The 16,113-nt window shown below is 29.7% G+C and carries 13 protein-coding genes and 1 riboswitch; of the genes, 12 read left to right on the top strand and 1 reads right to left on the bottom strand.

From position 1 onward, the window contains the following. Window positions 1–136 precede the first annotated feature (136 nt). The 6 genes from abfD (at window position 137) to IC174_RS09530 (ending at window position 6,999) form a co-directional block, all read left to right on the top strand. The gene (abfD, locus tag IC174_RS09555) at window positions 137–1,633 is read left to right on the top strand and encodes a 4-hydroxyphenylacetate 3-hydroxylase family protein (protein ID WP_227432693.1); all 1,497 of its coding nucleotides are present in this window, start codon (window positions 137–139) and stop codon (window positions 1,631–1,633) included. Between the two features lie 142 nt (window positions 1,634–1,775). Next, complete coding sequence (locus IC174_RS09550; protein WP_227432694.1) at window positions 1,776–2,051, top strand: hypothetical protein; 276 nt, start codon at window positions 1,776–1,778, stop codon at window positions 2,049–2,051. A 25-nt stretch (window positions 2,052–2,076) separates the two neighbouring features. Then, a complete protein-coding gene (locus IC174_RS09545; protein ID WP_227432695.1) occupies window positions 2,077–3,384 on the top strand; it encodes an acetyl-CoA hydrolase/transferase family protein in 1,308 nt (435 codons plus the stop codon). A 19-nt stretch (window positions 3,385–3,403) separates the two neighbouring features. Further along, complete coding sequence (locus IC174_RS09540) at window positions 3,404–4,522, top strand: 4-hydroxybutyrate dehydrogenase (RefSeq protein WP_227482795.1); 1,119 nt, start codon at window positions 3,404–3,406, stop codon at window positions 4,520–4,522. Window positions 4,523–4,805: 283 nt separating this feature from the next. Then, window positions 4,806–5,723: a 5-bromo-4-chloroindolyl phosphate hydrolysis family protein gene (locus IC174_RS09535; protein WP_227432697.1), complete on the top strand. Its 918-nt coding sequence runs from the start codon at window positions 4,806–4,808 to the stop codon at window positions 5,721–5,723. Between the two features lie 118 nt (window positions 5,724–5,841). Continuing rightward, entirely contained in the window at window positions 5,842–6,999 is a 1,158-nt protein-coding gene (locus IC174_RS09530; RefSeq protein WP_227482794.1) for a toxic anion resistance protein, read from the top strand. A 74-nt stretch (window positions 7,000–7,073) separates the two neighbouring features. Here the strand turns inward: IC174_RS09530 and IC174_RS09525 are convergent, their stop codons facing one another. Further along, complete coding sequence (locus IC174_RS09525; protein ID WP_227482793.1) at window positions 7,074–8,573, bottom strand: IMP dehydrogenase; 1,500 nt, start codon at window positions 8,571–8,573, stop codon at window positions 7,074–7,076. 539 nt (window positions 8,574–9,112) lie between these two features. On the opposite strand from IC174_RS09525, the gene IC174_RS09520 reads away from it, so the two are divergent. The 6 genes from IC174_RS09520 to fsa all read left to right on the top strand — a co-directional run bounded on the left by IC174_RS09520 (window position 9,113) and on the right by fsa (window position 15,999). Beyond that, a complete protein-coding gene (locus tag IC174_RS09520) occupies window positions 9,113–10,534 on the top strand; it encodes a PTS mannitol transporter subunit IICB (protein ID WP_227432700.1) in 1,422 nt (473 codons plus the stop codon). A gap of 26 nt (window positions 10,535–10,560) precedes the next feature. Beyond that, on the top strand, window positions 10,561–12,699 hold the full coding sequence (locus IC174_RS09515; RefSeq protein ID WP_227432701.1) for a BglG family transcription antiterminator: 2,139 nt from the start codon (window positions 10,561–10,563) through the stop codon (window positions 12,697–12,699). Window positions 12,700–12,730: 31 nt separating this feature from the next. After that, window positions 12,731–13,153: a PTS sugar transporter subunit IIA gene (locus IC174_RS09510; protein WP_227432702.1), complete on the top strand. Its 423-nt coding sequence runs from the start codon at window positions 12,731–12,733 to the stop codon at window positions 13,151–13,153. Window positions 13,154–13,171: 18 nt separating this feature from the next. Next, the gene (locus IC174_RS09505) at window positions 13,172–14,323 is read left to right on the top strand and encodes a mannitol-1-phosphate 5-dehydrogenase (protein WP_227432703.1); all 1,152 of its coding nucleotides are present in this window, start codon (window positions 13,172–13,174) and stop codon (window positions 14,321–14,323) included. Between the two features lie 106 nt (window positions 14,324–14,429). Next, a riboswitch (purine riboswitch) is annotated at window positions 14,430–14,531 on the top strand. A 187-nt stretch (window positions 14,532–14,718) separates the two neighbouring features. Continuing rightward, complete coding sequence (locus IC174_RS09500) at window positions 14,719–15,291, top strand: xanthine phosphoribosyltransferase (RefSeq protein WP_227432704.1); 573 nt, start codon at window positions 14,719–14,721, stop codon at window positions 15,289–15,291. Between the two features lie 57 nt (window positions 15,292–15,348). After that, complete coding sequence (fsa, locus tag IC174_RS09495) at window positions 15,349–15,999, top strand: fructose-6-phosphate aldolase (protein ID WP_227432705.1); 651 nt, start codon at window positions 15,349–15,351, stop codon at window positions 15,997–15,999. Window positions 16,000–16,113 lie beyond the last annotated feature (114 nt).

Raw genomic sequence — 16,113 nt, 5'->3', positions numbered from 1 at the left:
AATGAATCTAAACTAAAAATGAATTTAATTTAAAATATTGAAGTAAATTTAGAAGATTGAAAGACGAACAAAAGAAGGAAGTATTATAAATTAACATAAATAAAAATTATTATAAAAGAGAAGGAGTGGTTTTATTATGGCATTAATGACAGGAGCTCAATATATTGAAAGTTTGAGAAAATTAAATACTAAAGTTTATATGTTTGGTGAAGAGGTTAAAAATTGGGTTGACCATCCAATGATTAGACCATCTATAAATTGTGTAGCAGCTACTTATGATTTGGCACATGACCCAGAATATGCAGATTTAATGACAGTTACTTCAAATATTACAGGAGAAAAAATAAATAGATTTGGTCATCTTCATCAAAGTACTGATGATTTGATAAAAAAAGTTAAAATGCAAAGACTATGTGGTCAAAAAACAGCTTCTTGTTTCCAAAGATGTGTAGGTATGGATGCTTTTAATGCGGTATATTCAACAACATTTGAGTGCGACAAAGCGCATGGAACTAATTATCATGATAATTTTGTAAAATACTTAACTTATATACAAGAAAACGATTTAGTAGTTGATGGAGCTATGACTGACCCTAAGGGAGATAGAGCATTATCACCTAGTGCTCAACCTGACCCAGATATGTTCCTTCACATAGTTGAAAGAAGAGAAGATGGAATAGTGGTAAGAGGAGCAAAAGCTCATCAAACTGGTTCAATAAATTCACATGAACATCTTATAATGCCTACTATAAGCATGACTGAAGCAGATAAAGACTATGCTGTATCATTTGCAGTTCCTTCAGATGCTGAAGGTGTGTTTATGATTTATGGAAGACAATCTTGTGATACTAGAAAATTAGAAGAGGGAGCAGATGTTGACTTAGGAAATAAAGAGTTTGGAGGTCAAGAAGCTCTAGTAGTATTTGATAATGTATTTGTTCCAAATGATAGAATCTTCTTATGCGGAGAGTGGGATTTCTCTGGTATGTTGGTAGAAAGATTTGCTGGATATCATAGACAAAGTTATGGTGGATGTAAAGTTGGAGTAGGGGATGTAATAATAGGAGCAGCAGCTTTAGCAGCTGATTACAATGGAGCAAACAAAGCTTCTCATATAAAAGATAAATTAATAGAAATGACTCACCTTAATGAAAGCTTATATTGTTGTGGTATAGCATGTTCATCAGAAGGACATAAGACAGAGGCTGGAAACTATCAAATAGATTTACTTCTTGCAAATGTATGTAAACAAAATGTAACTAGATTCCCTTATGAAATAGTGAGACTTGCAGAAGATATAGCTGGTGGGCTTATGGTTACTATGCCTTCAGAAAAAGACTTCAAGTCAGATTTAAAAGTTGGAACAAGTGGAATGACAATAGGTGAAGTATGTAATAAATATTTTAAAGCTTCTTCAGTAGCTTCAACAGAAGAAAGAATGAGAATATTAAGATTCTTAGAAAATATATGTCTTGGCTCATCTGCTGTTGGTTATAGAACTGAGTCAATGCATGGAGCAGGTTCACCACAGGCACAAAGAATAATGATTTCAAGACAAGGAAATATAAATCAGAAGAAAGAATTAGCTAAGACAATTGCAGGAATAAAAAAAGAAAAAGCTCTAAATTTATAAAAAGTTAATATATAAAAAAGTTGATATATAAATGGGAAAATATATTGACTTATACTAATTAATGAAAAAATATATCGTATAAGAATGATTATAAAGTAGTAGTTTGAGTTATAAAAAGAGATTTTAGAAGGAGAATTTACACATGACCTGTGGAGTTAGATTTTGTGGGGGCTGTAACCCTAGATACGAAAGAGGGAAGGCTCTAGCAATAATCAAAGAGCACTTTAATGGTAGAGTAGATTTTAGCGTAGCAGAAGAAGATGTAGAATATGATTTATTACTTATAATTGGAGGATGCACAACTTTATGTGCATCCTACCAACAATATAAAGTTAAGAAATCATATATTAAAATTTGGGATTTTAGTCATATAGAAAGAGCTATAAATATAATAGAATCAGCGATTTGTGAGGCTTAAATAAGAGTTAGATGGGGTGATTTCATTGAATTGGCGAGAATTGTATCAAAGTAAGTTATGTACTGCTATAGAGGCTGTAAAGCATATTAAAGATGGGGATACAGTAGTATTTGCACATTGTGTAGGTGAGCCTCCTGCACTAGTAGAGGCAATGATTGAAAATGCAAAACAGTATAAAAATGTTGAGATTAAGCATATGGTAAGTCTAGGCAGTGGTGGATATACTGGTGAGGGAATGGAAACTCACTTTAGAGTAAATCCAATGTTTGTAAGTGGAAATGTAAGAAAGGCAATTGAAAATGGAGATGGAGATTTTACTCCTGCATTCTTTCATGAAGTACCAAAATTAATTAGAGAGAAAAGATTAAAATGTGATGTTGTTTTAGCTCAGGTAACTCCACCAGATGAACATGGGTATTGTAGCCTAGGAACATCAGTTGATTATACTTATGAGGCTATTAAAACTGCTAAAACAGTAATTGTTCAAGTAAATGACCAATTTCCTAGAACTTATGGTGAAGTAGTTCATGTATCAGAGTTTGATTATATAGTTGAAAAGTCACAACCTTTATATGAACTGCAACCTGCTAAGATTGGAGAAGTAGAAGAAGCAATAGGTAAAAACTGTGCTTCTCTAATTGAAGATGGTTCTACTTTACAACTTGGAATTGGTGGAATTCCAGATGCAGTTATGTTATTTTTAACAGATAAAAAAGATTTAGGAATTCATTCAGAAATGATTTCAGATGGAACCCTAGCTCTCTATGAAAAAGGTGTTATAAATGGTAAATATAAAAATTTTGATAAAGAAAAAATGACAGTTACATTTTTAATGGGAACTAAAAAATTATATGATTTTGCTAATAATAACCCAGTAGTTGAAGTGAAACCTGTAGACTATGTAAATCATCCAGCAGTTATAATGAAACAACATAAAATGGTGTCTATAAATTCTGCTATACAAGTTGATTTGATGGGACAGGTAGTTGCAGAGGCAATGGGTCTTAGACAATTTAGTGGAGTTGGAGGTCAAGTTGACTTCATACGTGGAGTATCTATGGGAGAAGATGGAAAGGCAATTATAGCAATGCCTTCAATAACTACAAAAAAAGATGGGACAGTAATTTCAAAAATTGTCTCTATTGTGGATGAAGGTGCTCCTATAACAACATCTAGAAATGATATTGACTATGTTGTAACTGAGTATGGTATAGCAGAACTAAAAGGGAAATCTCTTAGAGAAAGGGCAAGAAATTTAATCAATATTGCTCATCCAAGTGTAAGAGAAAATCTAGCATTAGAGTTTGAAAAACGATTTAAGGAGAAATATTAATAGTAGAGGGGTGTTAAGTATGGAAGCACTTAGAGTAGTTCCAAAAATATTTTATTTTGATACATTTAAAGAATTCAATGAAGAATTTAAAATAGGAAAAAATGATTTAGTAATTACAAATGAATTTATATATGAACCATATATGAAACCTCTTGGAATAGATACCAATTTAATTTTCCAAGAAAAATTTGGAACAGGTGAACCATCTGATGAAATGATAGATTCTATGACAAAAGAAATGAAGAAATACAATTTCAATAGAATTATCGCTTTTGGAGGAGGTACAATAGTTGATATATGCAAGATATTAGCACTTGATGTTCCAGAGAAGTCTATTGACTTATTTGAAGGAGAAGTAGCACCTAAAAAAGTAAAAGAATTGGTGGTAGTTCCTACAACATGTGGTACAGGAAGTGAAGTAACAAATGTAGCCATTGCAGAGTTAAAATCTAAGCATACTAAAAAGGGTCTTGCAGTAGAAGAAACTTATGCAGATTATGCAGTATTAATTCCAGAGTCAGTAAAAGGATTGCCTTATAAATTTTTTGTAACAAGTTCAGTGGACGCTCTTATACATGCTATTGAGTCTTATCTATCTCCAAAAGCAAGTCCATTTACAGAAATATATTCTTTACAGGCTATAAAAATGATTATGGATGGATATAAAAAGATTGTGGATAAAGGAGAAGAAGAGAGATTCAATCATCTTAAGGACTTTGTACTTGCATCAAACTATGCAGGAATTGCTTTTGGAAATGCTGGTTGTGCAGCAGTGCATGCTTTATCTTATTCGATAGGTGCAGCTTTCCATGTTGCACATGGGGAAGCAAATTATCAGTTCTTTACTGAAGTATTTAAGATGTACTCTAGAAAAAATCCTAATGGAAAGATTACGCAATGTACAAAAATTTTAGCAGATGCTCTTGAATGTGACTCTAATTGTGACGTTTATGGAGAATTAGAGAAATTCTTAAACAAATTAATAACTAAGAAAGCTCTAAGAGAGTATGGAATGGTAGAAAGTCAGATAGATGAATTTACTGATAGTACGATAGCCAATCAACAGAGATTACTTGCCAATAATTATGTAGAACTTAGTAGAGAAGAAATAAGAGAGATATTTGCAAATCTTTATTAATATAATTTTTTATTTGGATTAAGTATAGATGAGATAAATAATGATAATTATATAAATATAAAAAATGAGAGGGCTTAAATTTACTTAAAATTAAGTTCTCTTATTTTTGTATAGCATTAAATGTAAGTACATTTTTAGTTAGAAAATGTACTTACATTTAAGTCTATTACTTTATTTGAAATAATTTGTAGAATTTCAAATTCCTTGACAGTAATAAGTAAGTAATTGTATAATCAAACTGAAATATAATAATAATATTAGTAAAAATGAAAGGATATAAATCATGTATAAACCAGAGAATTTTTCTAAAAAATCTGTATTAATAAATTCGTTTTTAAGTAAGTTTTTGAAGATCGTTGGATGGGGTCTAGTAGGCTTATTTACACTATCAGCCTTAGTATTGTCAACTATTTCAATTATAATTGGATGGGCAGTTATACTTCCTATTCAAGTATGTGCTTTATTCTTAATAATAGGTGGAGTTTGTATTTTTAAAGGTAAAAGATTAGGAGACCAAATTTCTCGTTATAAAAAATACTGTACAATCATAAGTAATAAAAATATTATTCCAGTAGAACTTATTGCAGAAAGTACATCTAAATCACTAAAATTTATAATAAAAGATGTGCAAAAGATGATAGATAAAAATTACTTTATAAATACTTATATTGATAAAAGAAATAATCAAATTGTATTGACAAATGAAGATGGAGTTCCACCAACATATGAAGATGTAGTATATGAAGTTGAAGAAGATGAAGTTGAGAATAGCAATGAAGCTGATATGATTATTAAAAAGGGAATGGACTATTTGAGACAAATAAAAGAGGCTAATGAAAATATTAAATCAGAATCAATGTGCAAGAAAATTATACAAGTAGAAGATGTTACAAGTAAAATATTTGATGTTGTAAAACATGACCCATCAAAACTTATTCAGATACAAAAATTTATGGATTATTATATTCCAACTACTTTAAAGCTTTTAAATTCATATCATATATTGGAAGAACAAGGAATAGACAGAGAAAATATAACAACAACTATGGAAAGCATTGAAAGTACAATGAGTACAATTGTAGTGGCTTTTGAAAACCAACTGGATTCTCTATTTGAGGATGAAGCTATTGACATATCTACAGATATTACTGTTTTAGAAAATATGTTAGTTCAAGAGGGATTAACAGGTGGAAAGTTTTAACTGTAATATAAAAAATATTCTGTTATTTTTGAACAGTTAAGTAGTTATGAAGGATAAAAATATGTAAGATATAAGTATATAATTAGTACTTTATGAAGGAAGAGGAGAGAACTATAGAATGAATAATTTAGATGATATACCAGTTATGCCAACACTAACACTTGACCCATTTGGTGAAGAAACAAAAACAAATGATATAAATAATTCTGACCTATTAATGAAAAAGAATGAAAAAGACCCAGAAGAAGAAAAACTATCAGAAGCTGAGCGTAAAATGGTAAAAGAGTTTGCAGAAAAAATAGATATTACAAATACAAATATGATTTTGCAATATGGAGCTGGGGCTCAAAAAAAGGTAGCGGGATTTTCGGAAACCGCTTTAAAGAGTGTTAAAACTAGAGATTTAGGCGAAGTTGGTGATATGCTTACAAATCTAGTTACTGATTTAAAATCATTCTCAGCTGACGAAAAAGAACAAGGTGGTTTTTTAGGAATTTTTAAAAAGGCAAATAATAAAATTTCAAATTTAAAAACTAAGTATGATAGCGCAGAAGTAAATGTAGACAAAGTAAGTAAAGAACTTCAAAAGCATCAAGTTAAAATATTGAAAGATATAGCAATGCTTGATAAAATGTATGAATTAAACTTAGCTTATTCAAAAGAGCTTACAATGTATATTATAGCAGGGAAACAAAAGCTAAAAGATATGAAAGAGCTTGAGATGCCAAAATTAAGAGAAAGAGCAAGTTTGTCTGGTTCAACAGAAGATGCTCAATCTGTAAACGATATGGTTTCACTTTGTGACAGATTTGAAAAGAAGATTCATGACTTAGAATTAACTAGAATGGTATCACTTCAAATGGCTCCACAGATAAGATTGGTTCAAAATAGCAATAATCTAATGGCAGAAAAAATTCAATCTACTATAGTAAATACTATTCCATTGTGGAAAAATCAAATAGTACTTGCTCTTGGAATATCTCATTTGAATCAAGCTATGAAAGCACAGCGTGAAGTTAGTAATATGACAAATGAACTTCTACTAAAGAATGCAGAGACATTGAAAATGGGAACAATAGAAACAGCCAAAGAATCAGAAAGAGGAATTGTAGATATAGATACAATTAAGAAAACTAATCAATCTTTAATATCAACTATTGATGAAGTAGTTAAGATACAGAATGATGGTAGAATAAAGAGACAGGAAGCAGAAGTTGAATTATCAAAAATAGAAAATGAACTTAAAAGTAAGCTTCTTGAATTTACAGTTAAATAATAACTCATAAATAATAGCTTATATTAAAATAAAAAGTGTAGTTGATTTTACAATTAACTACACTTTTATTTATATTATAAGTTTCTGTTATCTTTTAGTATAACATCATGAGCTCCACCTTCAACGATACTAGTAGAAGATACAAGTGTTAGCTTAGCATTTTTTTGAAGTTCAGGAATACTAAGAGCACCACAGTTGCACATAGTAGAACGAACCTTACTTAGAGAAAGTGTCACATTGTCTTTTAAAGAACCAGCATAAGGAACATAAGAGTCAACACCTTCTTCAAAAGAAAGTTTCCTATCTCCACCAAGGTCATATCTTTGCCAGTTTCTAGCACGTGCAGAACCTTCTCCCCAATACTCTTTCATGTAACTACCATTTATATTAACCTTATTAGTTGGACTCTCATCAAAACGAGAGAAATATCTACCAAGCATTATAAAATCAGCACCCATAGCTAAGGCTAAAGTTATATGATGGTCATAAACAATACCACCATCAGAACAAATTGGAATGTAAATACCTGTTTTTTCAAAGTATTCATCTCTAGCTTGAGCAACTTCAATTATAGAAGTAGCTTGTCCACGTCCTATACCTTTTTGTTCACGAGTGATACATATAGAACCACCACCAATACCAACTTTAACGAAGTCAGCACCAGCTTCAGCAAGGTAAAGGAATCCTTCACGGTCAACTACATTCCCAGCTCCAACCTTAACTGTATCACCGTATTTTTCACGAATAAAATCAAGAGTTATTTTTTGCCACTCAGAAAAACCTTCTGAAGAGTCTATACATAAAACATCAGCACCAGCTTCAACTAAAGCAGGAACACGCTCAGCAAAGTCTCTAGTATTGATACCAGCTCCAACTACATATCTTTTAGAAGAATCTAAAAGTTCAAGTGGATTTTCTTTATGAGAAGAGTAATCTTTACGGAATACCATATATACAAGATTACCATTGTCATCAAGTACAGGAAGAGAATTAAGCTTATGGTCCCATATAATATTGTTTGCTTCTTTTAAAGTAACATCTTTGTTAGCATAAACTATGGATGACATAGGAGTCATAAACTCACTAACTTTAGTGTCTAAGTCCATACGACTTATACGATAATCACGACTTGCAACAATACCTAATAATTTACCAGTTGAAGTACCATCTTCAGTAACTGCAACCGTAGAATGACCAGTTCTCTCTTTTAGTTCAAGTATGTCTTTTAATGTATTGTCAGGTTTAATATTTGAATCACTCACAACAAATCCAGCTTTATGAGATTTAACACGTGCTACCATAGCAGCTTCACTTTCAATAGATTGAGAACCATATATAAATGAGATGCCACCTTCTTTAGCAAGTGCAATAGCCATCTTGTCATCAGAAACAGATTGCATAATAGCAGAAGTTAAAGGTATATTCATATGAATATCTGCTTCCTCGCCCTTTTTAAATTTAGTAACAGGTGTTTTTAAACTTACATTAGCAGGTATACAGTCAGTAGAAGAGAAACCTGGTACAAGTAGGTATTCACTGAAAGTATGTGATGGTGTATCAAAATAAAACGCCATTTTTTAATCACTCCTTATATTTTTATACTTTATTATAATTGATAGTATTAATTATAACTTATTCTTTAATTTTATTAAAGTATTTTGTCAGATATTGAGATTTTTGAAAAATTTAAACTATTTTAACTGAATCTGTTTAATATATGTTGCTTTATACAATCAAACTGTATATTAAATAATGTTTTATTTAAGGTGGTAGCTAATTTGAAGTTAATTCTTATTATATAAGATCTTACATTATGTCTATATACTCCTGTTGTTAATATTGTGTATATAGTATTTTTTATTGAAAGTATAAGTCAATTAAATCTATATTAGTATGTCCAAAAGTGTCCCTAAAAAATTTATTTCATTAAATTCTTAATTTAAAATACTACATAAATAAAATTAAACAAAAACTAAAGTGACAAATGTCATTATCTTAAGTGACATAGAAACGATTTCTTAAAGTTGTTACTATAAAATATAAACTCTATAATAAAAGTATAACAAAAGGGAATCATATCGATATAGAATATAATTCAAATGGAGGTAAAATTATGAGCAGTTCTAATCAATCGACAATAAAGACATCTATACAGCGAGTAGGAAAGTTTTTAAGTGGGATGGTAATGCCAAATATAGGAGCTTTTATAGCATGGGGTCTTATAACAGCATTATTTATACCAACAGGGTGGATGCCAAATGAAAAATTAAGCACTATAGGCGATCCGATGATAAAATATCTTTTACCACTATTGATAGCATATACTGGTGGTAAAGCTATAGCAGGACAAAGAGGCGGAGTAATAGGTGCAGCAGCAGCGATGGGAGTAATCGTTGGAGCTGATATACCAATGTTTATTGGAGCAATGATAATGGGACCATTTGCAGGATGGGTAATCAAGAAGTTTGATAAACTTGTAGATGGTAAAATACCAACAGGATTTGAGATGTTAGTAAATAACTTTTCAATAGGTATAATAGGTATGCTTCTTGCAATATTAGGTTTTTATGCAATTGGACCAGCTATAGTAGCAGGTACAGCTCTTATAGAATCAGGAGTGCAATTTATAGTTAGCAAAAGTTTATTACCTTTAGTTTCGGTATTTATAGAGCCTGGAAAGGTACTGTTCTTAAACAATGCAATAAATCATGGTATATTAGGTCCTATAGGTATAGCTGAAGCAAAAGAAGCAGGTAAATCTATAATGTTCTTATTAGAAAGTAACCCTGGACCAGGTTTAGGTGTTCTATTAGCATATTGGATGTTTAGTAGAGGAAGTGTAAAACAATCAGCACCAGGAGCAGTAATAATACATTTCCTTGGTGGTATCCATGAAATTTACTTCCCATATATATTAATGAATCCAGTTTTAATATTAGCTACAATGGCAGGTGGAGCAGCAGGAATATTAACTTTTTCAATATTAGGAGCTGGACTTGTAGCAGCACCATCACCAGGAAGTATATTTGCACTTATGGCACTAGCACCAAAAGGAGGATTACTTCCAGTATTAGCAGGGGTTGCAGTTGCGACAGTTGTATCATTCTTAGTGGCAGCACCATTTGTTAAGAGAGCTTCAGCAAACCAAAGTGAAGAAGATGGTACTTTAGAAGAAGCTAAAGCAAAGATGAGTGATATGAAATCTGCAAGCAAAAGTTCAGAACAAAAAGTTAAAGAAAAGCAACTTGAATTAAATGAAATTAAGAAGATTGTATTTGCATGTGATGCAGGAATGGGTTCTAGTGCAATGGGAGCTTCTAGATTTAAAAATAGAATAAAAAACTTGAATTTAGATATAGAAATTACAAATTCATCTGTTGATAATCTTCCAGATGATACACAAATAGTAGTAACTCACAACACATTAGTTGAAAGAGTTGCCAAAAACAATTCAAATGTTGAGATAGTATCAATAAATAACTTTTTAAATGACCCCAATTTAGATATACTGTTTAAAAGATTAGAATCTAAATAAAAAATAAAAAGTACCACTGATTAGGAGTGGATAATTTGAAAAAAAAGAAGATTACATCTAGACAAAAAAAGATAATACTCATGATAGTAGAAAATTCTAAAAAAAATATTCCAATAACTGTTTCTGAAATTGCAGGAGAGTTAGAGTTAAGTTCAAGAACTGTACTTAGAGATATGTCAGGAATTGAAAAATGGTTTGATGAAAATGATTTTAATTTTGTAAAAAAACCAGGTGTAGGTTTGATTTTAGAAGAGAATACAGAAAATCAAAATTTTATAATTGAGTTGTTAGAAGAGGAAAAAATAGAAAAAGAATATAACAAAGAAGAAAGAAACTTAATTATATTATCAAAGCTACTAGTTTCTAATGAGCCAGTAAAATCTTACTACTTTGCAAAAATATTAAAGGTATCTGAAGGAGTACTAAATAATGATTTTGCACTAGCAAGTGAATGGTTAGAAAGATTTGATATTGAGCTTATTAGAAAACCAGGGCTTGGTGTGTATCTCAAAGGTCAGGAAAAAAACTTTAGAGAAGCATATGTAAACCTTATATATGACTCATTTAATGAAAAAGAAATATTGGATATGGTCAGAAATATAAGTGAGAATATACAAACTGATAAAGCAATAGAGATTTTAAGTGAAAATAGACTTTTAAATTTAATGGACAAGTGCATAATAAGAAAAGTTGAAAGTACATTAACAAAGAAGCTTTCAGAGTTAGATGTAAATTTAGCTGATAGTGCATATATAGGGCTTGTAGTTCATATTTCATTAGCTTTACAGAGGATAAAAAATGGTGAAAATATAACTATGGAGAAAGATTTTCTAAAGGAATTATCTTTAACCGAAGAGTTTAAATTAGCTCAGGAAATCGTAAAAGGTATGGCAGTTGATTTTAGTATGGATATACCATTAGATGAAGTTGGATATATAACTATGCACATTAGAGGTGCAAAGCAAAGGTCATCTTCAAGTCATAAAGAGTTAAACTTAGATGACATAGAAGTAATGGACATTACAAATAAAATGATAGATTTGGCAGAAGATGAATTTAAGATAAGTCTTAAAAATGATGAAAGATTATTTAAAGACCTAGCAAACCATCTGGGACCTTCCATAAACAGATTGAATATGGGACTAGAAATAAGAAATCCCCTTTTAGATGAAATAAAAACTAAGTATTCATATGCTTATAATGGAGTCGAAAAGGTTTCTAAAGTCATAAAAGATAAGCTAAATATAAATTCAATACCTGAATCTGAAATAGGATATATTGCAATGCATTTTGCATCAGCCATAGAAAAAAATCTAATGATGCATGCTAATATAAATATTGTTGTAGCATGTCCTACTGGAATAGGAACTTCAAGGTTTTTATCGACTAAAATTGAAAATAAATTTCCAAATCTAAATATACTTGAAACTATTTCAGCTATAAACATAGATGAGGAATATTTAAAAGAAAAAGAAGTCGATTTAATTGTATCTACAGTAGAATTAAATACAAACTTAGATTATATATGTGTAGGTCCATTTATGAGTTCAGATGATGAGCTGATAATCAAAGAAAAAATAAAGTCTATAGCTCAAAACAAATTAATGGATTTAAAAGTAAAAGATGATACTAAAAATAAAAATAAAGTATATGAACAGATAACAGAAAGTATGAACATAGGAAGAGATATTCTTCAGTTTTTAGATGAAATTCAATTTAAAAAATTTAAAAGTAAAAACTTAGATGAACTTATTATGGATTCATCAAAAATATTTGTAAAATCTAGTGAAGATGTAATATCTATAAAAGAATCATTAGAAGAAAGATTAAAAATATCAATTCCATATATAGAAGAATCAAGGATTTTATTATTACACTGTATGAGTGAAAGAATAGATATTATGAAGTTAGCAATAATAAGATTAGAAAATAACATAAAGCTAAATTCTAAGGAAGAAATTGAGAATGTGGTTTTTATGTTACTTCCTAAAGATTCACCAAATTATCAAAGACAAATAATGAGTGAAGTAAGTGGCTCATTAATAGATAATTTTGTTTTTACTAATAAAATAAACAAATTTTCTATACAAGAGATGACATTAGAAATAAAAGATATAGTTTTTAATTTTTATACAAATAAATTAAAAACATTAATAGATAAATAAAATTTACATTAAAAAAAGGAAGGTTGATATTATGAGTAAAGTATTAAATGAGAATAATATATTTTTAGGATTAGATAGTGTTTCAAAGGAAGAAGCTATAACTTTAGCAGGAAGAAAACTATTTGAAAATGGATATGTAAAAGAAGAATATATACCAGCAATGTTGGAAAGAGAAAAGGTAATGACTACATACATGGGCATGGGTGTTGCTATTCCACATGGTGTAAATGAAGCGAAAAAAGAAATATTATCTTCTGGAATAGTTATACTACAATTCCCTAATGGTATAGATTTTGATGGAGAAAAGGCATATTTATTAATAGGAATAGCTGGTGTTGGAGATGAGCATTTAGAGATACTATCTAATATAGCAATAGTTTTAGATGATGATTTAACAGAGAGACTAAAAAATTCAAATGACAAACAAGCTTTTATGGAAGCTTTTGCCAACTAATCTTAGGAGGAACTTAAAATGAAAAAGGCAATCCAATTTGGAGCAGGAAATATTGGAAGAGGATTTATTGGAGGTTTGTTAGTTAAGTCAGGTTATCATGTTGTATTTGCTGATGTTAATGAAGAAATATTAAATTCAATAAATAAAGATAAAAAATATACTATACACATAAGAGATGTAGAATGTGTAGATGAGATAATTGACAATATAAGTGCAGTTTCATCTATAAAAGAAGAAATAATAGATGAGATTGTAGAAGCTGAAATAATAACTACAGCAGTTGGCCCTTTGGTTTTAACTAAAATAGCCCCTACAATTGCTAGAGGTATAAAAACTAGAAAAGAAAAAGGATTAACAAATAATTTAAATATAATAGCTTGTGAAAATGCAATATATGCAAGTTCTTCTTTAAAAGAGGAAATACTTAAGTGTCTAAATAAAGAAGAAGAAGACTATTTAGAGAACTATATTGGTTTCCCTAACTGTTCAGTTGACAGAATAGTTCCTCCTGGTAAAAATGAGAATCCTCTTGATGTAACTGTTGAAAATTTTTATGAGTGGAATGTTGAAAAGCAAGGATTTAAAGGAGAAATACCTAATATAGTTGGAATGAATTTAGCTGATAACCTTATGGCTTATATAGAACGTAAGTTATTTACACTAAATACAGGCCATGCTATAACTGCTTATATAGGGTACTTAAAGGGATACAAAACAATAGAAGAAAGTATAAATGATGAATATATTTGCAATATAGTGAAAAATGCAATGACAGAAAGTGGAGAAGGATTAATTAAAAAATATAATTTTGATTCAGAAGCACATTATAAATATATTGATAAGATTTTAAATAGATTTAAAAATCCATATCTTAATGATGATGTAGTCAGAGTTGGAAGAGAGCCACTTAGAAAATTAAGTGATAAAGATAGATTGATTAAACCTCTAATGACTGCAAAATCATATGGCTTAACAGTTGATAACTTAATTCTTGGAATAGGTGCAGCACTTCATTATAACAATAGTGAAGATGCTCAAAGTGTAGAATTACAAGAACTAATAAAGTCTAATGGAGTAAAAAAAGCTATTGCTAAAATAGCTAATATAAACAAGGATGAAGTACTTCTAGATAATATAGAAAAAAGTTATATCTTTATGGAAAATCTATAAGTTTACTTAAAAAGGTTGAATTTTGTCAAGTAACTAGTGAATGTTTTATTCTACACAGTTTGAATTATTTGTTGAATAATAGAGAATTATAATATATAATTAAAAAGAATAAATTAATATGTTTACCTGTATACTTTTGATAATATGGTTCAAATGTTTCTACTAAGCTACCAATAATAGCTTAACTACAGGAGTGAAGATGATATAGTTTATACTTATTTTAAATTATATATTAAGTTGGTTACTTTGAATTTTAAGCTCCTGTCTATGATATAGACAGGAGCTTTTTTAGTATTCTAAGATAAAATACAAGCAATGTAGAGAGTAAAATTAAAGAGAATATAATTTTTTTTATTAAGATTAATATAATTTAGAAAGGTTTAGGTGGGAGTACAATGAAGGCTTTAGAGGAAAAGATATTAAGAGAAGGTAGTGTTTCAGGAAATGATATACTAAAAGTCGATAGTTTTTTAAATCATCAAATTGATGTAGCTTTTTTAAATGAAATAGGAAAAGAATTTAAAGAGAGATTTAGTGGAGAAAAGGTAGATAAAATATTTACAATAGAGGCTTCAGGAATAGCTATAGCATCAATTGTTTCACAATACTTTGACAATGCACCTGTAGTTTTTGCGAAAAAATCAGAATCTAAAAACTTAGATACTGATGTGTATGAAACTAATGTATATTCATTTACTAAGGCAAAAGAATATGCAGTAAAAGTTTCTAAAAAGTATATAAACGAAGGTGAAAACATATTGGTAGTAGATGATTTTTTAGCTAATGGAAGAGCCGCTCTTGGTCTTAAAGATTTAATTGAACAAGCAAATGCAAACTTAGTTGGAGTAGGGATTGTTATTGAAAAAGGATTCCAAGCTGGAGGAGCACTTTTAAAGGCCAATGATGTAAGATTAGAATCTTTAGCAGTAGTTGAATCTATAGATAATGGAACTGTAAAATTTAGATAATTTATGATATTATATACTTGTGTTTAGCACATATTCTAATTATGGAGGATTTTTTAAATGAGATTTTTTATAGACACAGCTAATATTGAAGAAATAAAGGAAGCAAATGATTTAGGTGTAATATGTGGAGTTACTACAAATCCATCTCTAATAGCTAAAGAAGGTAGAGATTTTATAGAAGTAGTTAAGGAAATCAGTGAGATAGTAGATGGACCAATAAGTGCAGAAGTAATAAGTTTAGAGCACAAGGGTATGATAGAAGAAGCAGAAAAATTATCTAAGATACATAAAAATATAGTTATAAAAATACCTATGACAGCAGAAGGTTTAAAGGCAGTAAAAGTATTATCTAGTAAAGGTATAAAAACTAATGTTACACTTATATTCTCTGCTGGGCAAGCTCTTTTAGCTGCTAGAGCTGGAGCTACATATGTAAGTCCTTTTGTTGGAAGATTAGACGATATATCACAAAATGGTCTTGATTTAATTGAAGAAATTGTTGACATCTTCAGTGTAAATAGTATTGAGTCTCAAATAATAGTTGCTAGTGTTAGAAATCCAATACATGTTTTACAAGCTGCTAGAATGGGAGCTGATATAGCAACAGTTCCTCTTAAAGTTATAAACCAAATGATTAAGCATCCTTTGACAGACAAAGGAATAGATAGCTTTATGAAGGATTGGGAAGGTGCTTCTTTAAAATTATAATCATATAGTTATGGTTATAATTTTAATAGAAGTTCTTATGGAAATTCTAAGTAATAAGGCTAGGCTATTTTGCCTAGTCTTATTTTGGTGTATAATATATTGAAATAAACTAAA

The sequence above is a fragment of the Clostridioides sp. ES-S-0001-03 genome (genome assembly GCF_020676075.1).
GTDB lineage: Bacteria > Bacillota > Clostridia > Peptostreptococcales > Peptostreptococcaceae > Clostridioides.
The sequence above is the reverse complement of the archived record's forward strand: the minus strand, read 5'-3'. Positions and strand labels throughout refer to the sequence as shown.